Source organism: Catellatospora sp. NPDC049111 (genome assembly GCF_040648615.1).
Lineage (GTDB): Bacteria > Actinomycetota > Actinomycetes > Mycobacteriales > Micromonosporaceae > Catellatospora > Catellatospora aurea.
The window spans coordinates 246,334-269,907 of the sequence record NZ_JBEZEB010000005.1 but is presented as its reverse complement, the minus strand read 5'-3'; the positions used below and the strand labels follow the sequence as shown (position 1 = coordinate 269,907).

Annotated in this window: 17 protein-coding genes; 6 read left to right on the top strand and 11 right to left on the bottom strand. The window is 68.8% G+C overall.

The window, feature by feature from the left end; genetic code table 11:
- Positions 1-225: 225 nt before the first annotated feature.
- Positions 226-1,242, bottom strand: coding sequence for an NlpC/P60 family protein (locus tag AB0B66_RS10075; protein WP_360525880.1), 1,017 nt, complete (start codon positions 1,240-1,242; stop codon positions 226-228).
- A gap of 640 nt (positions 1,243-1,882) precedes the next feature.
- Between AB0B66_RS10075 and AB0B66_RS10070 the strand changes: the two genes are divergently transcribed.
- A complete protein-coding gene (locus AB0B66_RS10070; protein ID WP_360525877.1) occupies positions 1,883-2,638 on the top strand; it encodes a F510_1955 family glycosylhydrolase in 756 nt (251 codons plus the stop codon).
- Between the two features lie 104 nt (positions 2,639-2,742).
- On the opposite strand, the gene AB0B66_RS10065 is transcribed toward AB0B66_RS10070, so the two are convergent.
- Positions 2,743-3,144, bottom strand: a complete 402-nt coding sequence (locus AB0B66_RS10065) for a Rieske (2Fe-2S) protein (protein ID WP_360525874.1) — start codon at positions 3,142-3,144, stop codon at positions 2,743-2,745.
- A 144-nt stretch (positions 3,145-3,288) separates the two neighbouring features.
- Complete coding sequence (locus tag AB0B66_RS10060) at positions 3,289-5,577, bottom strand: hypothetical protein (RefSeq protein WP_360525871.1); 2,289 nt, start codon at positions 5,575-5,577, stop codon at positions 3,289-3,291.
- Between the two features lie 625 nt (positions 5,578-6,202).
- Between AB0B66_RS10060 and AB0B66_RS10055 the strand changes: the two genes are divergently transcribed.
- Positions 6,203-7,957: a histidinol-phosphatase gene (locus AB0B66_RS10055; protein ID WP_360525868.1), complete on the top strand. Its 1,755-nt coding sequence runs from the start codon at positions 6,203-6,205 to the stop codon at positions 7,955-7,957.
- A 428-nt stretch (positions 7,958-8,385) separates the two neighbouring features.
- A complete protein-coding gene (locus tag AB0B66_RS10050) occupies positions 8,386-11,151 on the top strand; it encodes a PQQ-dependent sugar dehydrogenase (protein WP_360525866.1) in 2,766 nt (921 codons plus the stop codon).
- 48 nt (positions 11,152-11,199) lie between these two features.
- Here the strand turns inward: AB0B66_RS10050 and AB0B66_RS10045 are convergent, their stop codons facing one another.
- Together AB0B66_RS10045 and AB0B66_RS10040 are read right to left on the bottom strand one after the other, a co-directional pair.
- Positions 11,200-12,471 carry an Ig-like domain-containing protein gene (locus AB0B66_RS10045; protein ID WP_360525863.1) on the bottom strand — a complete coding sequence of 424 codons (1,272 nt, stop codon included), beginning with the start codon at positions 12,469-12,471 and terminating at the stop codon, positions 11,200-11,202.
- A 205-nt stretch (positions 12,472-12,676) separates the two neighbouring features.
- On the bottom strand, positions 12,677-13,000 hold the full coding sequence (locus tag AB0B66_RS10040; protein ID WP_360526314.1) for a metalloregulator ArsR/SmtB family transcription factor: 324 nt from the start codon (positions 12,998-13,000) through the stop codon (positions 12,677-12,679).
- 201 nt (positions 13,001-13,201) lie between these two features.
- Here AB0B66_RS10040 and AB0B66_RS10035 point away from each other — a divergent pair, with 201 nt between their 5' ends.
- The gene (locus tag AB0B66_RS10035; RefSeq protein WP_360525860.1) at positions 13,202-14,827 is read left to right on the top strand and encodes a cation diffusion facilitator family transporter; all 1,626 of its coding nucleotides are present in this window, start codon (positions 13,202-13,204) and stop codon (positions 14,825-14,827) included.
- Positions 14,828-14,886: 59 nt separating this feature from the next.
- On the opposite strand, the gene AB0B66_RS10030 is transcribed toward AB0B66_RS10035, so the two are convergent.
- From AB0B66_RS10030 to AB0B66_RS10005, 6 genes are all read right to left on the bottom strand, one after another.
- Positions 14,887-15,336: a cupredoxin domain-containing protein gene (locus AB0B66_RS10030; protein ID WP_360525857.1), complete on the bottom strand. Its 450-nt coding sequence runs from the start codon at positions 15,334-15,336 to the stop codon at positions 14,887-14,889.
- Positions 15,333-17,756: a Dyp-type peroxidase gene (locus tag AB0B66_RS10025; protein ID WP_360525854.1), complete on the bottom strand. Its 2,424-nt coding sequence runs from the start codon at positions 17,754-17,756 to the stop codon at positions 15,333-15,335. The genes AB0B66_RS10030 and AB0B66_RS10025 overlap by 4 nt, the downstream gene beginning before the upstream one ends.
- Before the next feature lie 195 nt (positions 17,757-17,951).
- The gene (locus AB0B66_RS10020) at positions 17,952-18,596 is read right to left on the bottom strand and encodes a vitamin K epoxide reductase family protein (protein WP_360525851.1); all 645 of its coding nucleotides are present in this window, start codon (positions 18,594-18,596) and stop codon (positions 17,952-17,954) included.
- 1 nt (position 18,597) lies between these two features.
- Positions 18,598-19,329, bottom strand: coding sequence for a thioredoxin domain-containing protein (locus AB0B66_RS10015; protein WP_360525848.1), 732 nt, complete (start codon positions 19,327-19,329; stop codon positions 18,598-18,600).
- A gap of 150 nt (positions 19,330-19,479) precedes the next feature.
- Entirely contained in the window at positions 19,480-21,471 is a 1,992-nt protein-coding gene (locus AB0B66_RS10010; protein WP_360525845.1) for a cytochrome c oxidase assembly protein, read from the bottom strand.
- Between the two features lie 8 nt (positions 21,472-21,479).
- Positions 21,480-22,070, bottom strand: a complete 591-nt coding sequence (locus tag AB0B66_RS10005) for a copper resistance CopC family protein (protein WP_360526311.1) — start codon at positions 22,068-22,070, stop codon at positions 21,480-21,482.
- 252 nt (positions 22,071-22,322) lie between these two features.
- On the opposite strand from AB0B66_RS10005, the gene AB0B66_RS10000 reads away from it, so the two are divergent.
- Both AB0B66_RS10000 and AB0B66_RS09995 read left to right on the top strand, forming a co-directional pair.
- Positions 22,323-23,027 (top strand): M23 family metallopeptidase, encoded by a 705-nt coding sequence (locus AB0B66_RS10000; protein ID WP_360525842.1) that lies wholly within the window; start codon positions 22,323-22,325, stop codon positions 23,025-23,027.
- Positions 23,020-23,535 (top strand): signal peptidase II, encoded by a 516-nt coding sequence (locus tag AB0B66_RS09995; protein WP_360525839.1) that lies wholly within the window; start codon positions 23,020-23,022, stop codon positions 23,533-23,535. Before AB0B66_RS10000 ends, AB0B66_RS09995 begins: the two co-directional genes overlap by 8 nt.
- Positions 23,536-23,574: the final 39 nt, after the last annotated feature.

The window sequence follows — 23,574 nt, the reverse complement described above, 5'->3', positions numbered from 1 at the left end:
AGTAGGCGAAGATGCTGCACGGAACCTGTGGGAGTGCTGTTCGCAGGGAGCTGTGATCGTGACGGTGCTGCGGTGGCGTCAGGTGCATCGGGGCGATCAGGCAACAGCAGGCTTGCGTGGTTTGCAGTTGACACCGGCCGGACCGTGCTTACTCGACTTCCATGACTGCAGTGACAATATTGGCGATCGCTGGAAGTTGCCGGTGCGGCCGGTCTCAGGTGCCGTTCAGCTCGGGCGTACGTACCCGGCAAGGGGCATGACGTCGATGTATTGCATGCGCACGACGTCGCCGGTGTGCGGTGCGTGGACCATCACCCGTCTGCCGTTGACCTTTCCGACGTACATGCCCATGTGGTGCAGGCCGTCATTGGGGTAGAAGAAGACGAGGTCGCCGACGATGGGGGTGCTTACCCGTTTGCCTTCGGTCCACTGGGCTTTGGTGTAGTGGGTTAGTTCCACGCCGGCTTTCGCCCACGCCCATTGGGTCAGGCCTGAGCAGTCGAAGGTGTCGGGGCCGTTGGCGCCGAAAACGTACCTTTTGCTGATCTGTCTGCATGCGGTCAGCGCGGCCGTGTTGCCCTTTGAGGATGTGTTGTCCTGTGTGCCGAGGGCAGGCACCGGGCACAGGTTGCCGATCTTCAAAGAGCCGCCAGGGCCGCCGCTGCCATACGCCTTGAGCCGCAGCGCCGCGAGCCGGACCATGTCGGCCTCGATGGCCTGCTTCTTGACCGCCATGTCGGCGTCTTTCTTCGCCTGATCGGCGATGACTTGGTCGAGTTCGGCCTTCTGCTGGTCGAAGGCCGCCTTCACCTCAATTGTCTTGGCGATCTGCTCCTGTTTGGAGTGCGCCAGCTGCGTCAGCAGCGATAGTTGCTGGGCGAACTGCTGCGGTGATCCTGTGGACAGCAGCGAATTGATCTCCTGGGTGCGGCCACCCTTGTAGTACTCGGAAGCGACGGCACCGACCCGGGCTCGGGTGACCTCGACCGTGAGTCGCAGCGGCGCGAGTTTTGCGTCTAGCGCAGCAGCCTTCTTCTTCAGGTTGTTCAGCTCGGCGTGAACCTTGTTGTACTCCTCGATCACCGGCTCGAGCTTGTTCCACGCGTCGGTGATCTGGGCTTCGATCTCGGCGGGGGTCGGTTCGGCGTGTGCGGGGACTGCGAAGAGCAGTCCGGCCACCAAAGCTGCCACTGCGGTCATGACCCGCGAGAGCGGGTGGGACGCGGTATGGAGGGGGGACACCGGATCTCCTTTGCCGCCTACCGCGGCCGACGGTCAGGGGTGAGCCGGCGGCGGTGACTGCTGCGCGGTCGCAGGGGCGCAACCAGGCGTACGCGGCAGTTGATCACCAACCCTAGGAAAGAAAGCGAGTCGGTTTCAAGCTGGGGCCGCAACAACTTCGGTAAGCCGCTGCGCTGTCACGCTCCGTAGTTTTGTGGCGTTCCCTGGCGGTCGGTACGTGCCGAGCGCCACAGAATGGCTGGCAGCGTCGAGCTGCGGCCGCAGGGCCTCGGTCACCAGACCTGGATTTGCGCGCGAGTAGCGGTGCGGCCGGGGCTGCTTGGGGGGCCACCGCCCCGAGTTGTCGCATTCGTGGTCGAGAGTCATGGATCCCGGGGCGACGAGCGGGCACACCCCGGGCTGCCCCGTTCGACGACGACGCCAAGTCCTAGGTAGGTTAGTAGGAGGTGGTGGCGCTGCGTCGACCGCTGACAGAACGTCGGGAGTGAGGATGGTCAAGCCAGCCGCGGACAGGACCCGCAACGGCGGAGGGCATACCCGCCAGGTGGGGTTTCGCCGAAGTCTGGTCGTCGCAGGGGCACTTGTGCTCGTTGTAGTCACGGGACTCATCGTCTGGCCGCGAGGCCGCACCACGCCTGCCGTGACGAGCCCAGTCGAGATCGACCAAGTGCACGGGCTCGCGGTGAACCCCGGCAACGGCAGCCTGTATGCCGCCACACACAACGGCGTATTGCGGCTGCCGGACAGCGACGGCCCGCAGCGAGTCGGTGAGGCGCGGCAGGACACCATGGCGTTCGCTGTCGCAGGTTCCGATCACTTCCTCGCGTCCGGCCATCCTGCTACCGGCCAGGACGGGCCTGTAGACCTTGGGTTGATCGAATCAACCGATGGTGGGCGGACATGGAAGACCTTGTCGCTCAGCGGCGGCGCTGACTTCCACACGTTGCGTTACGGACATGGCACCGTCTTCGGTTTCAACTCCACTAACGGGCAGCTGCTGGCAAGCAAGGACAAAACTACGTGGGACAAGCGCGCAGACATAGCCTTGCGAGACTTCGTCATCAGCCCGACCGACCCCGACATGCTGCTGGCCACGACCCTGGACGGCATGGCCCGATCCGCTGACGGCGGCCGCACCTGGACCCCTGCTGCCGGGCCCCAGCTCGCATTGCTCAGCTGGCCAAGCAGCAGCGTCCTTTGGGCGGTCACCGCGGGTGGCGACGTGATGCGCTCCAGTGACGGTGGGTCCGGCTGGAAGCCGACCGGACGTGTCGAAGGAACGCCGACGGCTTTCGCCGCCCACGACGCGGACCTATTCGTCGCTGTTCAGGAGGGCGGAGTCCTTCGTAGCAGCGATGCCGGCGCGACCTGGACGCCAGCCTACCCATCACCGTGAGCTACACCACTGGGTGGACGAGCGCGGGAAGGCAGCAGCATCGCCCATCACCGCGGCATGAGAAGGCCTGGGCTCGGCTGAACCAAGGACAATGGACGAAGTGTTCAACTGAGGATGATCTGACCGTCCTTGGTGATGACGGTCTTCGGGCTCAGGGGAAGCGTGGCCGGGCCAACAGTGACTGAGCCGTCGGTCGCCGAGAAGCGGCTGCCATGGCAGCGGCAGATGATCTGGTCGTCCTCCACAGCGGTGACCTGGCAACCCCAGTGGGTGCAGGTCGAGGTGAATGCCCTGAAGTCGCCCGCCACAGGTTGGGTGACCACGACCATTTCCGTGCTGTAGACCTTGCCTCCGCCGACCGGTACGTCCGTGGCTGGCCCGAGCACGACGGGGTCGGCCACAGGCTCGACGGGGACCGGAGCGGCGAGCGAGCCGCTGGCGCCCACCAAGCTCCCGGCCGCCGCCGCGCCTGCGCTGGTCAGCACTGTTCGTCGTGTTGGACGCATGTGATCTCCCTTGATCGACAATCTGCAGCCTAACGCCGTTCAATCATCAAATGTCCCTTTAGTCGCAGTGGCTCGACGCGCCGGTCTGCTCAAAGTTCTGGCGCGGGTGCGCCTGCTGCAAAGGCGGGCCGTCGCGATCCGGGGTCAGTAGGCCGGGCCGGTCACGATGTCGAAGGCCGGGTGCCGGCTGAACTGCTGGAACGAGGACAACCCGGTCGAGGTCATGTCGATCATCGAGCTGCGGCCCTCCTCGGCGCTGGGCGACTCGAAGTAGACCAGTGCCTTCAGCCGCGGGAACAGTTCCAGCTGCAGCCGGGCCGAGTCGAAGAACTTCGCCTGGTGCTGCGGGTTGGTCCGGGAGTGCCAGACCCCCCACTCGCCCAGCATCAGCGGCTTGTCGGGGAAGGACGTCGCGGCCCAGTTGTAGAAGCCCGGCCAGTCCTTGCGGCTGCCCGACTTGCGGTTCATCATCTCCGCGAAGTCGCCGTAGCCGTAGCCCGGGTCGCTGTAGGCGTAGGTGTCCCAGGCGACCCAGTCCACCACGTCGTCACCCGGGTACAGGTCCTCGAACCAGGTCTTCACGTTCCACGGCACGAAGGCCATGTAGACCATCACCGAGACCAGGTTGGTCACCCCGCGGGCCCGCAGGCCGGTGACGACGTGCCGGTACGCCGCGGCGTAGTCCTGCGCGGTCATCCCGGAGCCCGGCCGCGGATTGACGTCGTTCTCCGGCTCGTGGTTCATGGTGAAGAAGAACTGGTCCTGCAGCGAGCCGCGGATGTGCACGGCCAGCCGGTCCAGGTAGGCCTCGGTGCGCCCGTCGCCCCGGGCGATGCCGGCCCAGCTGACGCCCTGCGGCTTCCAGTTGAGGAACAGCACCCGCTTGTGCAGCGGGTCCTTGGTGAGCGACAGCTCCTCCGCGGTCGGGAACAGCGAGGTGCCGCGGTGGTACGCGTGGTAGACGACCTGCTGGCGGTTGGTGCGCCGTTCGAAGGCGTACAGCGCCTCGATGCGGTTCTGCGAGGTGTGCGCGCCCGGCGCGACGCCCCACAGCGCACCGCAGGTCGGCACCAGCGCCTGCCCGATCACGCAGTCCACCGGCTGGTTCGGGTCGGCCGACGGCGACGGTGAGGCCGGCGGCACGCTCGGCTCCGTACTGGGCGGCGTGCCCGGGTCGGTCGTGGGCGGCGTGCTCGGGTCGACGACCGGCGGCAGGCTCGGGTCCGTGGTGGGCGGCGTGCTCGGGTCCACCACCGGCGGCAGGCTCGGCTCGGTCGCGGGCGGCTCGGACGGGTCCACCACGGGCGGCAGGCTCGGCTCGGTCACCGGCGGCTCGGACGGCTCGGTCACCGGCGGGACGCCGGGGCTCGGGTCGGGGCTGGGTTCCGTGCCCGGATCAGGCTGGCCGGGGCCGGGGGCAGGACCGGGCTCGGCGCCGGGGTCCGGGCTCGGCGGAGTGCCGGGGTCAGGAACCGTGCTGGGTTCGGCGCTCGGTTCCGGACCGGTGCCCGGCTCCGCGCCGGGGTCCGGACTCGGCTCGGTAGCCGGATCCGGGCTGGGCTGCTGGCCGGGGTCGGTCGGCGCGTCGGTCGGGTCCGGCAGGCTCGGCTCCGGGTCGGGCTCGTAGACCGGGTCGGTGGCGAAGGTGCCGGTCGGCGACGGGCTGGGGTCGGTCGCCGGGTCGGCCGGGAACGACGGGCCGGGCGCGGTGGACGGCGTGGGCGTCGCGCTCGGGTCGAACGTCGTGCCCGGCCACGGCGTGACGGTGGGTTCGGGTGCGGGCGTCCCGGACGGGCTCGGGGCGGTCGTCGGCTGGTCGACCGGCGGCGGCAGGGTCGGTCCGCCAGGCTCGTTCCACTCGAAGGTGATGGTCGGCGGGCCGGTGTCGGTGCTGTCGGCACCGGCTTCGCCCGCCACGAACTGGGCGACCTGGTTGCTGCTCGGCGCGGTGATCGCGAAGGCGTACCGGCCGGTCCGGCGGACGACCTTGGTGATGTCGAAGGCGACCGCGCGGTCGTACCGGCCCGGCGTGACGCTGGCGACCACGTTGCCGAGACGGGGCGCGGTGGCGGCGGTGAGGGTGCCCTCCCGCCAGCGGGTGTCGGGGACGCTGGTCAGCTCGACCAGCCCCGGCAGCGGGCCGCTGTGCCGGCCGAGCCACAGCCAGGCCTTCTTCGGCTGGCGGCCGACGGGCAGCTGCACGTCGAACTTGAGGTAGCTGACCGCGGCGCCGCCGCCCACCCCGCCCGCGGTGAGGTAGAGGCGGCTGCCCTTGGTGACCCCGGGTTCGGTGCTCATCGTGTACGAGTCCTCGGACACGGCGACCCGCGTCGGCGGCGCGGACAGCCGTCCCGCCACCAGGCCCAGCAGTACCGCCGAGGCCAGCGTCGACATGGTGACGGTGACCGCGATGCCGATACGTGTCCTGTTCATCGGGCTGCCCTCCCTCGCAAGCGGACACCCCGACCCCTTGCTACCTGGACGTATCCTAAGCAGGATAGTAGTCATATGTCTCGTTTGTAAGCTTTTGAACCAGCGATACGCGCAGGTCATCGACATCCGGTCCGATGCTCGTCTCCGCCGCACTCAAGTGCACCTGATTCAAAGACCCTCACTCGACGGCTCGTAGTGCCGCAGCGGACCCCAGGCAGCTGAGCAGAACCGAGTCGGCAGCCGGTACAGCGCCGAGACGGCGACCGCTGGCGCATGGCCAGGACAACGCCAGCACCCACGACCGAAATGCGCCGACCTGAACTGACAGCCGCGCAGTACGGCGGTGCGGCCGAGCACGGCCGACCGGCAACAGCTGCCAGGACACCCCCGTGCCACAAACGGCCACCCAGACCACCTGCCGCCAGCGTGCTGCACACGATTGACGGCAGAGCTTCGCGCACCCGCGCAGGCAAGCAGCAGGAGTCTGGCTGTCAGCACGCGTGGCGACCGACCGTGTGCTCATACGGCTTGCGTTCCGCCACCGCGGCTTCCTCCGCCTGCCATCTGGTATTCACCCCACCCGCTGAAGATCAGGTGTCTGCTCGCGTTCTCGAAGGGACTCACGATGGGCGCGCACCACCACCCGGGCCACGATCACCCCCACGACCACGACCACGATCACGGCCACCACCACCATCACCACGACGGGCCGGTGTCGGCGTTCGCCGACACCTCGGTCCCCGACAGCGAACTGTCCGCATCCGACCGCACCCGCCGGTCATTCCTGCGCGGTGCCGGCCTGCTGGGCGTCGGGATCGCCAGCGTCGGCGGTGCCGCCAGCGCGCTCGAGGCGGCCACGCAGAGCTCGGCAGCCGCGTCCCCGCCGACCGCAACCGGCGGTCAGCTGCTGTGGAGCGCCGGCGACCACCACACCCACACCAAATACAGCGCCGGCTCCGACGCCCCCTACCGCGTCGACCAGCATGTGACCGCCGCCGCTCGCTACGGCCTGGGTTGGCTGGTCGTGACCGACCACGGCGGTGCGCTGCACCAGAAGTTCGGCCTGAACCAGTCACTGGCCGATGTGCGGCTGTCGCGGGACCAGAACCCCGACATGCTGGTCTTCCAGGGCATGGAGTGGAACGTCCCGGCAGGTGAGCACTGCACGCTGTTCGTCGCGCCCGGCGCCAACGAGGCCATCGTGCTGACGGAGTTCGAGGCGCTGTTCGACTCGGCGATCAACGGAACCCGGCCCAGCAGCCCCGCCAATGAGGCCAAGGCCCTCGAAGCCGTGCGGTGGCTGGGCGCGCAGGTGCGGGCCGGGCGGGTGGACATGGGCCTGACCGTGCTCAACCACCCGTCGCGGGCAGGGGCCTACGCCCCCTCGGAGCTGCGCGCGCTGCGTGACGCCGACCCGTCCGTCGCGATTGGCATGGAGGGCGCTCCGGGCCACCAGGCCGCAGGGATACCCACCGCTGTCGGCGGGGCCGGTGGCGGACGCGGCGGCTACGGCGGCGGGCCCGGCGCGGACTCCTTCGCCGGATACCCGCTCGAGTCGTACAGCACGTTCGGCGGCTTCGACTGGCTGACCGCGAAGGTCGGCGGGGTATGGGATTCGATGCTCGCCGAGGGCCTGCCGTTCTGGGTCACGGCGACGTCGGACTCGCACCGGGTCTTCGGCGACACGTGGGAGTACGGTGGCGCACCCAGCGCGGAGGGCGTGTACCCGGATCCGGTGTTCACCCGCACCCCGGTGGCCGGGCGGGGCGACTACTGGCCCGGCCAGTACTCCCGCACCCACCTCGGGCTTCGTGACTTCAGCTACCTGTCGGTGATGCGCGCGCTGCGTGCGGGGCGGATCTGGGTCGACCACGGGCAGCTCATCGACAGCCTCGACGTCAGCGTCGGCGGCAGCCGCCGCCACCCGCGCGGGACCCTGGGCGAGGTCGTCACCGCCAGCCGCGGAGACAGCGTCGAGGTCACAGTCCGCATCGGACTGCCGAGCCGACCCAACAACAACGGTGACACACCGCGGCTGCGGCGCGTCGACCTGATCGCCGGTCCGGTCACCGGCGCGGCAGCCGACCGCGACACCCTCACCGCGCCCGGGACCCGGGTCGTGAAGTCGTTCGAGATCAGCCAGCGGACCGGCACGGTCGAGCTGACCTACCGCTTCCGCAAGGTGGACGAGCCGTTCTATCTGCGGCTGCGCGGCACCGACGGGCGGTACTCCGCGACCGGTTCGATCGAGCCGCGACTCGACCCGCCCGGCGCCGCCGATCCGTGGACCGACCTGTGGTTCTACAGCAACCCCGTCTTCGTGGCCGTCGAAGGCCGCAGGCCTTTCAACGACCGGCACTGGAACGCCACCCGCGGCTGACCTGCCTACGCTGCGGTCGCACGCAGGCCAGACGTCGTGCGACCGCAGCCAGCAGCGCAACAACTCCTTCGGCCAGCGCCTCTGCGGATCGTCCTCGGCCACCCGAACGCCTCAGCCGGCGGCCCTCAGAAGGGCATCCCCACAGCCGCCGGCTTGGTCCGACACTGCCATGTTCAACGAAATGTCGGGGACTCACGCAGGCGCTCCCGCCGAACACCGAGATCGCCGGCCGTCGGGGAACCGGGACGGTGCTGCCGGCGTGGTGCAGACGACCGGACAGATGAGTTACCGGCCCAACAACAAATACACTCCAAAGAGCGTAAATCATCACCTAAGCTGTGTCGGAGTATCGAGTGGCCCATATACCCAGTTTCGCCCGCTAACCTGACGCGCTCAAGACCAACGGAGTGCGAAGGGGCGTTCACGTCATGGGCCACCGTAGATCCCTGCCTGTCGGCGCAGCGCTGATGTCCGGGCTGCTCACCGTCGCCATGCCCGGCCCGGCAGCCCAAGCGGCGCCGCCGGCCGCGCCGGTGATCACCGAGCCCGGGGCGGACAACATGCTGGTCAGCGCAGCCGACGTGCACATGGAGTCTGCGCCCTACAGCGATCCCGACGGTGACGCGCACCTGTGCAGCGAATGGGAGATCGTCACCGGAGGCGGTGAACGGGTCTGGTCCAGCGGCTGCACCGGCGGAGTGCTGCGCAATCACATTCACATGGGCGACGGCGTGTTCGAAAACAGCCACGCCGGCCGAGCGGACCTCATCCCGGAACGCGACTACGCGGTACGGGTGCGCTACCGCGACAACAGCGGCGATCCCGGCTCCGAGTGGAGCGCCTGGTCGCAACGACCGTTCCGGACCGCCAAGGAGCAAAAGCCGCTGCCCGACGCACCGCAGTGGGTCGTCAAGCAGGACGGTTACCGCGTCGAGGAGGTCGCCGGTGGATTCCAGCTTCCGGTCAACATCGCCATGGCGCCCGGCAGCCAGCAGGGCATGGCGAAAATGCCCCTGTTCTACGTGACCGAGCTGTACGGCAAGATCAAGGTCGTCAAGGGCGACTACTCCGTCAGCACCTACGAGTCGGGTCTGCTCAACTTCGACCCGACCGGAGCGTTTCCCGGCAGCGGCGAGATCGGCCTATCCGGGATCGTCGTCGAGCCCAAGACAGGTGACGTCCTCGCCGCGATGGTCTACAAGGACGGGTCCGACTTCTATCCCAAGATCGTCCGGTTCTCCAGCAGCGACGGCGGGCTGACCGCGTCGTCGAGCAAGACGATCCTGGACCTCGACGACGAACCGCAGGCCGCATCCCACCAGATCTCCAACCTGAGCATCGGCCCTGACGGCAAGCTGTACGTCCACATGGGCGACGCGATGCAACCGAGCACCGCCCGTGACAAGAACACTGCCAGGGGAAAGGTCCTACGGCTCAACCTGGACGGGTCGATCCCCGACGACAACCCGTTCTACGACGCCTCCGACGGCCTCACCGCCAAAGACATGATCTTCGCGTATGGCCTGCGCAACGCGTTCGGCGGCAGCTGGCGTGCCTCCGACGGGCAGCTGTACGCGGTGGAGAACGGCCCCGGCGCCAACGACCGCCTCGCCCGCATCACCAAGGGCACCGACTACGGCTGGGCCGGCGGCGTCAACGACATGAAGAAGAACGCCCTCTACACGTGGGAGACCACGCACGCGCCGGTCAACATCGCCTTCACCGAGCAGAGCGACCACCATGCGGGCGGCTTCCCCGAAGACAAATGGGGCCGGGCGTTCGTGTCCGAGAGCGGTCCGACCTACGCCGCCGGACCGCAGGCCAAGGGCAAGCGCATCGTGGAGTTCGGCTTCAAAGCCGACGGCTCGGTGAGCGCCCCGAAAACCCTTGTCGAGTACAACGGCTCAGGCAAGTCGACCGTCGCGGGCCTGGCCGTCGGCCAGGACGGCCTCTACTTCACCGGACTGTATCCAGACGCCGGCACCGACCCCACCAAAGCCGGGGCGAAGATCTACCGAGTGCGGTATGCGCCGCAGCAAGTCGCCTCGCAGGTGATGCTCTACTCCGACCGCGACTTCAAGGGCGCATTCCAGGCGTTGGGCGCCGGCGTGCACGACGCTGCCAACGGTGGGCTGGGCTCGCTGGGCGACGACCGGCTCAGCTCCATGAAGGTCGGGCCCGGCTACCGCGTCGTAGTGTGCCAGGACGACAGCTCCCAGGGCCGCACCAACGCGCTGAACCTGGGCCTGTGCCGCTACTACGGCCCCGGGCAGCACGAGTTCGTCGGCGCAGACCTCAACGACAAGGTGTCGCTGGTCGCGGTCATGTCCGGACCAGCCAGGGGCGACGGCGTGACGGCTTACCGCAACCCGGGCATGTCTGGCGCCTCCCAGCCGCTGGGCGTCGGCGGTTTCGAGTCCAGCGCAGGTGAGCTGCCCGAAGTCGGAGCGGCGACCAGCTCGATGGTGGCCGCGGCCGGCCACCGCGCAGTGGTGTGCCAGAACGACCGTGAAGCGGGCGTCAACAGCGCCCAGGTCGGCCCCTGCCGGCTCTTCGCCGCCGGCGAGCACCCCAGCCTTGGGGCCAACTTCGACGGCAACGTGCGCATGATCGCGGTCGGTGGGCCGGCGGTGACCGCCTACAGCCAGGCGGGCAAATCCGGCAACGCGCAGGCGTACACGCCCGGCATCTACGAGGCTTACAAGGGCCAGTTCAGCATCGTCGGCAACGACGCGATCACCTCTTTTCGCGTCGAACCCGGCTACCGCCTTGTCGTCTGCAACAACGACGGCAAGAAGCTGGCCAACAAAGGCGACCTCGGCCCCTGCAAGACCTTTGCGGCCGGTGACCACAGCTTGGCGGGAACGGCCCTGGACAACACCATCTCGATGATGGCGGTGCTGGCCGGCCCCAGCAACGGCGCCCGGATGACGGTCTACGGCGACCGCGACTTCAAAGGCGTGAACAACAAGTACGGCATCGGCGTCTACGAGTCGACGGAGATCGGACCGGTCGGCAACGACAAGATCAGCTCGCTGAAAGTGGCGGCCGGACACCGAGCGGTCGTGTGCCGTCATGACAGTGCCAAGGGCGACGCCGCGATCAGCCCGTGCAGGCTGTACGTCGCCGGCGATCACAAGTACGTCGGCGCGGACCTCAACGACGACATCTCACTGGTGGCCGTCGCGAAGTAGGAACCGCATGGCGGCCTGCGGTCGGGTCTGTCCTGGCCGCAGGCCCGCTCAGCTCGACGGTGTCGGCGTCGGCGGTGCCGACGCGGCTGCTGTATCGGTGTTCGGCACGGCGCTGCCTTTGACATATTCGTCCCAGGGCTTGTCCCAGTCGGTCCAGCCGTTGCCGTACTGCAGCTCGCGTGGTGTGCCTTTGGTGATGACGGGGTCGCCGATGAGGGTCTGCTCGAACAGCCATTTGGCGTTCGGCAAGGACATGTTGACGCATCCGTGCGAGACGTTACGCCGGCCCTGATCCTGCACCGACCACGGCGCGGCATGGATGAACTCGCCGCCCCAGGTCAGCCGCTGCGCGTACTGGATGTTGGTGCGGTAGCGGTTGGCGGGGTTGGGGTCGTTCATGGTGTCGAAGACGGTCTTGGCAAGCCGTTCGATGATGACCGTGGTGCCGCTGGAGGAGGGCATGCTCGGCCGCCCCAGACTGACGGGAATGGTGCGGACCTGCTGGCCGTCCTTGACCACGGTCATGACCTTCGGTGACGCCTTGTCATCCACAGTCATGATCAGCGAACGGCCGATGGCGCAGGTCAGAGTGGAGTTTCGCTTGCCGAAGTAGCCGTCGCCCAGGGGCAGGCCGCCGCCGCGCACGTCGACGAAGACCTTCGTTCCGGCCTGCCAGAACTCGCGTGGGCGCCAGTGCATCTCGCTGGGGGTGTACCAGGTCCAGATGCCCTCCTGCGCGGGGGTGGTCTGGACCAGCAGGCGTCGTTGCAGCGCGGCGCGGTGCTGCTCGGCGATGGGGCGGCTGAGCCGGAAGATCAGCGGCATGCCGACGCCGACGACGGCGTCGTCTTGCAGGAAGCTGACGATGCTGATGACTTTCGTCGGCTGCGCCATGGTCGTGAAGATGGTGGTGGCCGTGGCGGTCTTACCGTCGTCGCCGGTGGCGGTGACGGTCGCGGTGTACGTCGCGTCGTAGGCCAGAGTTCGGGCCGGCAGCCATCCGGTGCCGTCGGGGTGCATGTCGCCGGATACCTCGGTGCCGGTGGCGTCGGTCAGCACCACTTGGGTGGACACGGCGTCGGTGGCGCTGAACACGACTTCGGCGGCGGCGGGCACCTCGGTGCCGCCGGAGACAGGTTCGGTGATGGTTACGTGTGCTTTGGCGTCAGGTGCGCGGCCGGGACCGCCGGGTGCGCCGCCGTCTGGGGTGGTGTCGGGCGTGCAAGCGGTCAGGCCTCCGGCGACACCGGCCAGGCCGAATGCGGCCAGGACGTGTCGCCGGGTCAGCGAGCGGGTCTCGGGGCGGTCGGTGTGCGTCATCGCTCCTCGCCAACTGCTCGGGGTAGGCCGCGATCTGTACCGCGGAGCATAGTTTCCTCCACGGTAGCGGAAATTGCCTGGTAGGCGGCCTCCGAGCGATCAAGGGCACGGCACTCGCACACGCTTGTGGCAGGTGGTCTACCTCGGTGAGGGGTGTGCACCCTGCTGGCGGGCGCGATGGTTGTCGGCTGGCTGCGGCCGGTGGTCAGTCTGCCGGCTGGGCGCAGACGGCCGGATCAACGGCCAGTACGACGCCGAGAAGGTCGCCGAGTGCGTGGGCCAGGCGGGAGTCTGACAGTTCGTATCGGGAGCGTCGGCCTTCGGGAACCGCGACCACCAGGCCGCAACCACGTAGGCAGGCCAGGTGGTTGGACAGGTTCTGGCGGCTGACTCCGAGCAGGTCGGCCAGATCCGCGGGGTAGGCGGGTGCTTCGCGCAGCGCGAGCAGCAGTCTGGCGCGGGTGGGGTCGGACAGGGCGTGTCCGAAGCGGGCCAGGACTTGCCCGTGGGTGGCTGGCTGGCCGGTCAGTGTCTGCACTGCTCCACAGTACGGGGGCGATCGAGCGTCTGTGCGAGCATCAAGATCGTTTCTGGGGGTAGGTGTTGCGGCTGGCTCTGCGTATGACATCCGTTTCCATGTTCATGTTGCAATGAATTCATGAATCGCTGTACTGTCCGCGTTCATGGAATGCACATCGCAGCCCTCGGACCTACGGCGTGGGCGGCGGCCGTGACCGCAGCCTGGTTTGCGCTGGCCGTCAACCTGGTCGGTGCCGTCTACGCCTTCGTAATACGCAGCTACCTGGCGTGGCGGGCCACAGGCGACACCGGACTGCGGCTGTCCAGCGACCGAGCCGGAACCGCGCCCTGGTGGGCGAAGCTGGCATTCGTGGCAGCGCTGCTGCTAAGCCTGCTCGCCCCTGCGGCCACGCTGATGGGCGCGCCGGTCTTGACCGCACCAGACGCAGTCGCATTCACCGGCGGATTGCTGGCCGCGGCAGGCATGACGGTCGTCGCTGTTGCCCAGGCCGGGATGGGCGCGTCCTGGCGAGTGGGCGTCGACCACGCCGAGCACACCGACCTCGTCGTCGGCGGACTGTTCCGCATAATCCGCAATCCGATCTTCACGGCGATGACGACCGTCGCCGCCGGCACGGTCCTGCTTGTCCCGGGTCTGCTGAGCGCCGCCGCGCTGATCGCCTTGATCGCCGCGGTTCAGTTGCAAGTACGCATCGTGGAAGAACCGTACCTGCTGGCCACACACGGCCAGACCTACCGCCGCTACACCCAGCGCGTCGGCCGCTTCCTGCCACTGCTGGGCCGAACCGCATCCGTCTCCCCCCGCGAGGTCAACGACGTGCACGACCATGACAGCAGCCACCGCCACGACGACAGCGCCGACAGCCACGACCAGCCCGGACACAGCCACGACGGACACGGCCACGACGGCCATTCCCACGGCGTCAGCGCCAACAGCGACCGGCGCTGGCTGGCCCTCGCACTGACGTTCATCGTCGGGTTCATGGCCGTCGAGGTCGCCGTCGGGCTCATCGCCGGATCGCTCGCGCTCATCTCCGACGCCGCACACATGCTCACCGACGCCGCCGCGATCGTGCTGGCCCTGATCACCATGCGGATGGCCGCCCGTCCCGCCGGCGGAAGCTACACCTTCGGCCTGGCCCGCGCGGAAATCATGTCCGCTGCCGCGAACGGTCTGAGCCTGCTGCTGCTGGCCGGATGGCTGGCCTACGAAGCCGTCGAACGGCTCAGCGACCCCCCGCCGGTGACCGGCTGGATGGTCCTGGTGACCGGACTGATCGGCCTGGCGGTCAACGTCGTGGCAGCATGGGCGATCAGCAAAGCCAACCGCTCCAGCCTCAACGTCGAGGGCGCCTACCAGCACGTGCTGATGGACATGTTCGCCTCAGTCGCGGCAACCGCCGCCGGTCTGATCGTGATGCTCACCGGATTCGTGCGCGCCGACGCCATCGCCACGCTCGTCGTGGTCGTGCTGATGGTCAAAGGCGGCTGGGGCCTGCTTCGCGAGTCGGGCTGGGTCCTGCTCAACGCCGCACCAGCAGAGGCGCCCCCCGCCAAGGTGGCCGCCGACATGCTGGCCGTCGACGACGTCGTGGAGATCCACGACCTGCATGTCTGGACGATCGCCTCCGGCCAGGCGGCTCTGTCGGCGCATGTGATCGTCGAGGTCGGCACCGACTGCCACCTGGTACGCGAGCAACTCGAGCAGCGCCTGGCCGCCGGACACCAGATCACCCACACCACGCTGCAGGTCGACCACCGCATCGAAGCCGCCGAACACTGCGCGGTGCCACACGGCGAGGTTCACCGACGCTGACACGCCGCACCTGCCCGGGGCCGCGCACGGCACCGGGCAGGTGTGGCACTGAACAGGTGCTAACGCACCTGCAGGGTTCCGCGCATCCCGGAGGTGCCGTGGTACAGACACGGCATCGGGTACGTACCCGGCGTCTGCACCTCGATAGTGACGGTCCCGGCCGTGTGGCCGTTGATGTTGCCCGTCCCGGCGGCCGCAGGGATCCGCAACGCGATGTCATGCGGGGTAAGACCGGCATTGCGGAACGTGAACTCGATGCGGCCCGGCCGGGCGGCGACAACCTGCGGAGTCAGGCGCAATTCATCGTCGACGGTGATCTCGATCCGCTGCACGCCGTCCGGACCCATCGTCGCCACCGCCGCAGGCAGGCCCGACGCCGCTGCGGCAGACGGAACCGCTGCACCCTGACCGCCCGGGCCGCCTTCCATGCCCCACACCGCGCACCCCGACATCAGCAGCGATCCGGTCAGCAGCACTGCAGCAGCAGCCGACATCCGCTTGACGATCATGACTTGTCCTCTCCGAGCAGGTCCTGACCGAGAAAGCCACCGGACTGCACGCCGTGCGGCATCGCGAACAGGGCGCTGGTCTCGTGGCGGATGAACCGGTTGAGCGCATCTGCCCCGACCAGGCGCCGCTGGACCGGGATGAACCCCCGAGCCGGATCCGCCTGCCACGCCAGGAAGATCAGCCCTGCGGAGTCGCCGTCGGTATAGGAGTAGCCCCGCCGAAGCATCGCCGCGCCGTTGTTGAACGCCGGGTTGGCCAGCCGGATATGAGCGTCGGCGGCAATGGCCAGCCCCCCGCCGTCGGTAGTGGCGCCGAAATTCGCCGCGGTGCGCTCGCTGCCACCAGACAGCGGGCCGCCGGTGTCCTTGCGCCGACCGATGACCCGTTCCTGCTCCTGGCGGGCCAGGCCATCCCAATCGTCGAGCAGCATCCGGATCCGCCTTACCACCAGCAGAGACCCCCCGCGCAGCCACGCCGGCGCCGAAGGGTGGGTCACGAACACCTTCGAGTTGAAGTCCTCGTGGTCGGGTTGGGGGTTGTTGGTGCCGTCGACCTGCCCCATCAGGTTGCGGCCGGTGGCACCGGGCGCAGTCGTGCCGGGGGAGGTGTTGAACCCGTCAAGCTGCCACCGCACGGACGCGTACGGTGCGGCCAGACGGGTCAGCGCGCGGGCGGCGTGGAACACGACCAGCGCATCGTCGGCCGCCACCAGCAGGCACAGGTCACCGTCGCTGCGCGCCGCATCCAGTTGCTCGCCGGAGAACGAGGGAAGGGGTGTCAGCTGCACCGGCCGGGCGGTGGCAGGGATGCCTGCTTTGCCGAACATGCTGGGCCCGAACCCGACCGTGACCGTCAGCGAGCACGGCCCGGCTCCGGTGACGATGTGGTCGTCCGGGCCGCCGAGGGCTCGGCCCTGGCTGAGCTGCTCGACGGCCCCGGTCCAGGTCCGCAGCATGGTGGCCAGGCCCGCGGCGTCGGTTCCGGCGGCCAGGTCGAACGCGACGATCCGCAGTCGCGACTGCGGACCCGTCGGCGTGGCGATACCGGCCTGGTGTTCGCCGCGGAAGGCGACCGCGGTGGCGCCGATGTCGGCCAGGGACGGCGTCGAGACAGGCTGAAAAGAAGGTGCGTCAGCTGGGTCGCTGGCGGCGATGCCGCCGGCCGCGCCGAGGATCGCGCCGAACCCTCCGGCGGCCAGCGTTCCGGCGAACCCGCGGCGGCCTACCGCAGGCGGCTCCGGTTCGGCGGCAGCTGCGGCGGCCGCGCGGGCGCCCAGCAGCACCGGTTCCGGTGACGCGACCGCCGACGTGGTTGCGTCTTCGGGTTCCGGGCTCGGCTGCGGCTCGGACTCGGTCATGGCGGCGGCTTGTACGGGTTTGAACCTGCGCCACAGCAGCGGCCCGGCAACGAGCAGCCCACCGCCGACGCCGACGACGACAGCGACACTGGCGCGGTTCAGATCGGCCGGCAGCGCAGAGGGCGCCGACGAGCGCCACCACACCGGAGCGTCGTCGAACCCCATGGTCGAAGCCAGCAGACCGCCGACGCCCATCGCAACGAACCCGAGGAACGTCGCCCGGCGGGCGAGCAGGACCGCAGCGAGGATGCCGAACGGCCACAGCAGCAGCGCGGTCATGTCGGAGCCGATGAACGCGCCGAGACGCTCGGGTACGGTGCCTGCGGTGACTGCGGCGATGCCGCCGGCGTGCAGCACGTCGACGGCGACCAGGATGCCCAGCGCGCCGGCCAGCAGGTGGTGGGCGTAGCGGGTGAAAACCGCGCCGATGACCACGAACGCAGCCGCGGCTGCGAGCAGGTACCACGGTGTCGGTGATGGGCCAGGCACCCAGTCCAGAGACCCGGTGGCTGACAGCAGCCGACCGTCGTAGTCGAGGTCGACGCGCCAGTCCGACACCCGATGCGGGGCGGCCGGGTCGGCGCCGACAGCTACTGGCAACGTCGTGAGCATCCAGTGGATGCGGTGGTCGTGCCAGCGGTGCACTGCCTCGTCGGATACCTTGCGCCAGCGCGGAGGCGCGGCCGGGTCGGCGTCGTCGGGCACCTGGGTCGTGGCGAACCGGTCGGCGTTGAGGTACGTGGCCGGGGAACTGTCGTTGAGCCACACTCCGTCGGGGCCGACGCGCGCATAAGGCTCGTCGCTGTAGCCGCGGACCACGACCTCGGTCCCGGTCGTGTTGCGCAGCTCCAGCCGGGAACCGTTCTCGACAACCGACAGCGCGACGCCGGCGACAGGCGGCGACAACGCCGACAGGGTGGTGGCGAAGTTGGTCGCGCCCACCCCGCCGACCTCGTGCGCCCAGGATGCGCCTGCCGGCGCCAGCGCCACTACCGCGCCGGCCACGACGGCGAGCATCAGCCGCAGCCATCTGCCCGGCGTACTCACCATCGGCTGACCCATCGACGACCTCTCCATCACATCAGCTGATCCAGGCTGCCGACGCGTGCGGCACCGGCCGACAGTCGCAGGCGGTTGATGAGCCACCGTCGCCTGCCGGCAGACGCGGTGCCTCGAGTAAAGCGACGTGCGTTGGTCGTCACGACGCTGCCGGTAGTTCCATTGCCGCCGGCCGGTCACGGAGGAGTAGCGCCGCGCTCAGGCCATCATGATCATCCACTGGTCCCAGAATGCCTGCGCGATCAGCACGACGACAGTGAGCACCCACAGCGCCGGACCAGCCGCGTGCGTCTCGGCCAGAAGATTCACCGCACTTCGGCGCAGACCGGGCAGCTGCAGGCGACCCCGGTCCAGGTTGTGAAGCGTCGTGTACCAGAACAGCGCGACGACGACCACCCAGACGACCATGCAGTACGGGCACAGCGCCCCGATGCGGTACAGCGAGGCGAACATCAGCCAGTGCACGAACACCACCGCGAACGTCAACCCGGCCTGCAGCCCCAGCCACACCCACCGCGGCAGCGGCACCCGCGCCAGCGTCAACACTCCCAGCGTCACAACGATGGGGAAGGTAAGCACCCCTAGCAGAGGATTCGGGAACCCGAACACCTCAGCTTGCCAGGTCACCATGACCGACCCGCAGGACAGGACCGGGTTGATGCTGCAGCTCGGCGTGTACGACGCGTCGGTCAGCAGCCGGATCTTCTCGACCGCGAGGATGAACGCAGCCGCGGCGCCAAGCGCACCGCCGACGGTCAGGATCCAGCCGATGGCCCGGTCGACAGCGGTCGCCCGCACCGGCACCGCGATCTCAGCCTGCGGCCCTGACAGGGTCGCGGTCATCTCAACCCGCCAGCGCGGCGTCGACAGCCTGCTTCAGTCCGGCGTAGTCCGGTCGGCCTTCGAACTTCTTACCGTTGATGAAGAACGTCGGCGTGCCCTTCACACCGGCGGCGATGCCGTCCTTGCGATCGACCTCGACACGGGACTTGGTCTGCTCGGACGCCGCGTCGGATTCAAAGCGGGCCATGTCCAGGCCGAGCTCGCGGGCATAGCCGGCGAACATCGCCGACATGTCGTCCTGGCTCTCGCCCCACTTGGACTGGGTCTCGAACAGCTTGTGGTACATGTCCTCGAATTTGCCCTGGTTGGCAGCAGCCTGCGCTGCGGCCGCGGCGGTGCCGGAGTTGCGGTGACCGGGCAGCGGGAAGTACCGCACCACGTAGGTGATCTTCCCCTCGTACTCCTTGCGTAGCTGTTCCACACCTGGGTAGGCAGCCCCGCACGCCTCGCACTCGAAGTCGAGGAACTCCACGACGGTGACCTTGCCGTCCGCGGCGGTGTCCAGGATGTGGGAGTCCTCGCGCACCATGCTGGCTGCGGCCGGGCCGTCGCCGCTGGCTGGCTGGGCGGCAGGGGAGTCCGTACGGGCGAACACAGCGATCGCGGTGATCAAGAACAGGACCACGCCGGCGGCGCCGATGGCGATCTTCGTGTTGATGTTGGAGCTCGGCGTCTTCGGTGACGGCTTGGTCGTGCGTTTGACCGGGCCGGCCGGGCGTTTGGTGGTGGGCATCGGTGACCTCTCAGCGTGGGCGAAACATGGATGACAGGGTTCCGGCGCTGTGCGGGCGGTGCCGGTCGGGCCGGCCGGGATGGCTCACTGCGAACCGGGTCGGGACAATATCGGTGAAAACTGTATAAATGCTGTGAATACTGGTGAGGATCAACGGTGGGACTCTGCCGCGTCATCGGCTGCCAGGCGGGCCAGCATCCGGTTGTATTCCTCCAGCGCGCCGTCCTCGCCGCGGTCGGCGGCACGGTCCATGGCACGGTCCAACCGCGCCGCCTCCAGACGGTCGGCGCGCGCCCAACGCAGCAGCAACGCCACCGCAGCCACGGCGGCGGGCACCTCGGCCAGCGACCATGCGATCCCGCCGCCAAGACGCTGCTCTTCCAGCGGGCTGGCGCCCCAGTCACGGGGCAGGGCGGCGTACCAGTCGGCGGCGATGACGCTGCCCGACTGCATGACGATCAACCCGAACAGAGCGTGCATGGCCATGCTGGCCAGCAGCACGATCAGCCGCAGCGGGTACGCCAGCGGCCGCGGTGCCCGATCGGCGCCCATGACCACCCAGAAGAACAGGTATCCAGCGGCCAGGAAATGCGCATACAGCACCAGGTGCAGCAGGTGCGAGCGCAGCGCGGCCTCGTATAGACCGCTCATGTACACCACATACAAGCTGCCCGCGTATAGCGCGAGCGCGACCAGCGGATGTGCGCCGAGCTGGGCGAGACGTCCGTGGACGAACCCGGAAAGCCAGGTGCGCGGCCCGGGCCACGTCGGGTCGGTGTCGGGCCGCAGCGCCCTCAGGGCCAGAGTCACCGGCGCCGCCAGGACGAGCATCATCGGTGCGATCATCGCCAGGATCAGGTGCTGGGTCATGTGCACGCTGAACAGCAGCGGCCCGTAGCGGGCCAGCCCCGAACTGGTGGCGACCACGACCAGAGCCCACCCGCCGATCCACCACAGCAGCCGTCCGGTGGGCCACCGGTCGCCGCGCGCCCGCAGCCGCCACGCCGCAGCTCCGTAGGCGATGGTCGCCGCCAGCGCGGCCGCGATGAACAACGGCTCGGGAAGCCACGCGGTGACGGCACCATCGACGCTGAACGGTGCCGGCATCGCGAAGCCCAGCAGTTCTACGGCCGGGTCCTCAGCGACGGTCGGCTGCGGCGTCGCGGTCCGCGCCAACAATGCGGCAAGTCCCATCACGGCGGCGAACAGCACCACCTCGACCGCGACAAGCCGCACGAACACCCGTGAGCGGCCAGCTGCCAGCTGGGGCAGCGCCTGCCGTCGCTGCCAGAGCCCGAACCCTGCCAGTGCCACAACCGCGAAGGTCTTGGCGCACAGCAGCAGTCCATAGGTTGTGCCGGTCAACTGCGACCAGGACGTCAACCGGGCTGCGGCTCCCGCAGCACCGCTGGCGGCAACGGCGACCGCGCACCACAGCGCCAGCCCCGAAAACCTCGCGGTTGCCCGGTGCAAGTCAGCTGCCGCAAGAGCACGGGCGGTCACCAGCGCCAGCAGCCCACCGGCCCACAGCACCGCCGCTATCACGTGGATCAGCAGCGACGACACAGCCAGCTGGTGGTTGTCGCCGCCGGCGGCATGGCCGGTGAATACCGGCGCACACACCGCTGCCAGCGCCACGCAGAGCAACAGCCAAGAACTACGGGCCCTGAGCACTGACCCGGCGGCCACGGCGATTACCGCCGCCCCGCCCGCGGTGACCAGCAGTGCCCTGCCCTGCTCGACGTCGACGGCGAAGCTGACGACACTGACGGCGGGCAGTGCCGACACCGGCGTACCTAGCAGGTCCGAGGTCGTCAGGACCAGCACCGACAGCACACACAACAGCCACAGTGCGGCACACCACGCGGCGGTTCGCAGCCAACGGTAGCCTGCCGGTCCGACCGAGCGGACGTGGCCGGGCAGCCGCGGCGACAGCGCAGTCGCGCCGAGGAGCAGGCCAACCACCGCAGAGGCTGCCAGGTCGGCGGTTGTCCTGGCCAGCGGCAGACCCCAGCTGGTCACCGGGCCAGGGCCGCCCAGCCCAGGCAGATCCGCAGGCGAAGCCTGGCCGCCGACAAGCAGCGCGCAGGTGGCGGCGGCGAGCCCGGTTACGACTGCCGTGGCGGGTGCTGCCCGACGCATCGAAGTGCTCATCGCGGTGACCTGCGCCGCCGGCGGATCAGCAGCGGTATCGCAGCACCTGCGGCCACGGCGATCGCAGCTGCGGCAGTCACGGCACCGCTAAGCCCGTCGGGTTCCGGCTGCGGGGCGGCTGCAGCTGGGCTGGGTGGCGGCGCGCTCGATGCGGCAACATCCGGCTGGGCTGCCGCCGACGGGCTCGTGGCGTGTGTGGGTGCTGCGGCGATCACGGTAAAGGTGGTTTTGCCGCTGACCGGGTGCCCGTCGCGTGAGACGACCCGAAACGCCACGGTGTAGCGGCCGGATGCGGTGATCGACACCGGCTGGGTCAGCTGAGCGCCGGACGCTGCGAACGCGCCCGTGGTCACGCTCGCTCCGTCACCACCGGTGACGGCGATCTTGGCCAGGCGTGGGTCCAGGCGCGCAGCGAATCGCAACATAACGGCTGTCGGTGCCTGATCGAGTCGAGCTCCGTCGGCGGGGTTGGCCGACAGCAGCCCGTCGTGAGCAGCTGCGGGCGCCGCCGGCGCAACGGCCAGTAGCCACGAGAGTGCGAATAGCGCAGCTGTTGCGGCCAGCGGCCGGGCGAAGGCGAATTTCATGCCCACGGGTCGGCTCCCGGGCGCGGTTCGGTTCCGGGCGAGACGTTGCTCACCGAGCTCGGCGGCTTGTGTCGCGCCTTTACCAGGCGGGTCTGAGGCCGGAGCACTGCAGATGACGCTGTGCATTCGTTTGGTGACCTGCCATGGCTTGTGCTCACGTCTTCGCCTTCGTTACGTTGTTCCGCGTGTCCCAAGCAGGATAGGAGATCTGCTTGGGGGTCCGCATATCGGGACGAACTACGGAGCGTGGGCGTGCAGTACCGGCCAGAGTTGCTGAAGGAAGCCGACCGGTATCGCGGCCGCAGGCGTGTGGCGGCTCCCTCCCGGCGCCGTTACGCCGCGGTACTTGCCAGCGCCGTTGCCGGAGCCGGTGTCGTCGCATTCGGCACCGGAGCGACTATCGACGATGCGAAGTCCGACCACATCGCAGCCGATCTCGCTGCCTACACCGGCGCGGACGGGACGCGTGGCGACGCCGCCGAGCGTGCAAGCCGCTCCGACGACCGCACGATGAACACCTCCATCGCACAGGCCCCCGACGCCTGGGTGCTGCCGCTTCGGGACTACAACCTCACGTCCCGCTACGGAATGCGGTGGGGAAAGCTCCACAAGGGCCTGGACCTGGCCGGGCTACCCGAGGGAACCCCGTTCATGGCGGTGCGCGCGGGCAAGGTCGTGCAGGCAGGATGGAACGGTGGCTACGGCAACTCGGTCATCATCGACCACGGCGGTGGCATCCAGACCTTGTACGGGCACTCCAGCAAAGTCCTGGTCAAGGTCGGCCAGGAGGTCAGAGCCGGAGACGTGATCGCGCTGCTGGGCAACACAGGCTACTCTTTCGGCACCCACCTGCACCTGGAGGTTTACGTCAACGGCGTCGCACAGAACCCGCTGACCTGGTTCAAGAAGCGCGGCGTCGACTACGAACTCGAAATCGAGTCGGTCTACGGTGGCTGAGGCCACTCCGGCTCTCCCCGGGTCGCGGCCCGCCCGCCGCCGTCTGCTGCTGGCCGCCGCCGTCACCGGTCTGGCTGCCGCCGACCTGCTGGTCAAAGCCCTCGCCGAAGACGTCCTGGCTGCAGGAGCCGTGCGGCTGCCAGGACTTCAGCTGCGACTGCTTTACAACGACGGTGTCGCATTCAGCTTCGCGAGGTCCCTGCCGGCCTGGGCAATCATAGCCCTCACTGGCTTGCTGACCGTGGGATTGACCGGCTACGTCCTGGCTGTGGTGCCGCAAGCCAACCGGCTACGGTGCATCGCCGGGGCAGCGGTCGTTGCTGGAGCCGCAGCCAACCTCATCGACCGCGCCCGCGATGGAGTGGTAACCGACTACCTGCACACCGGCTGGTTTCCCACATTCAACCTTGCTGACGTCTACCTGACCGCCGGAGTCGGGCTAATGATCCTGGCCGAGTGGCACCAGGCCCGCAAACACCAGCGCACACGGGCCACCGCCGGCACCTGACCCGGCCTGCCTGCGGCAGACAACGGTGAGATGCGAAAC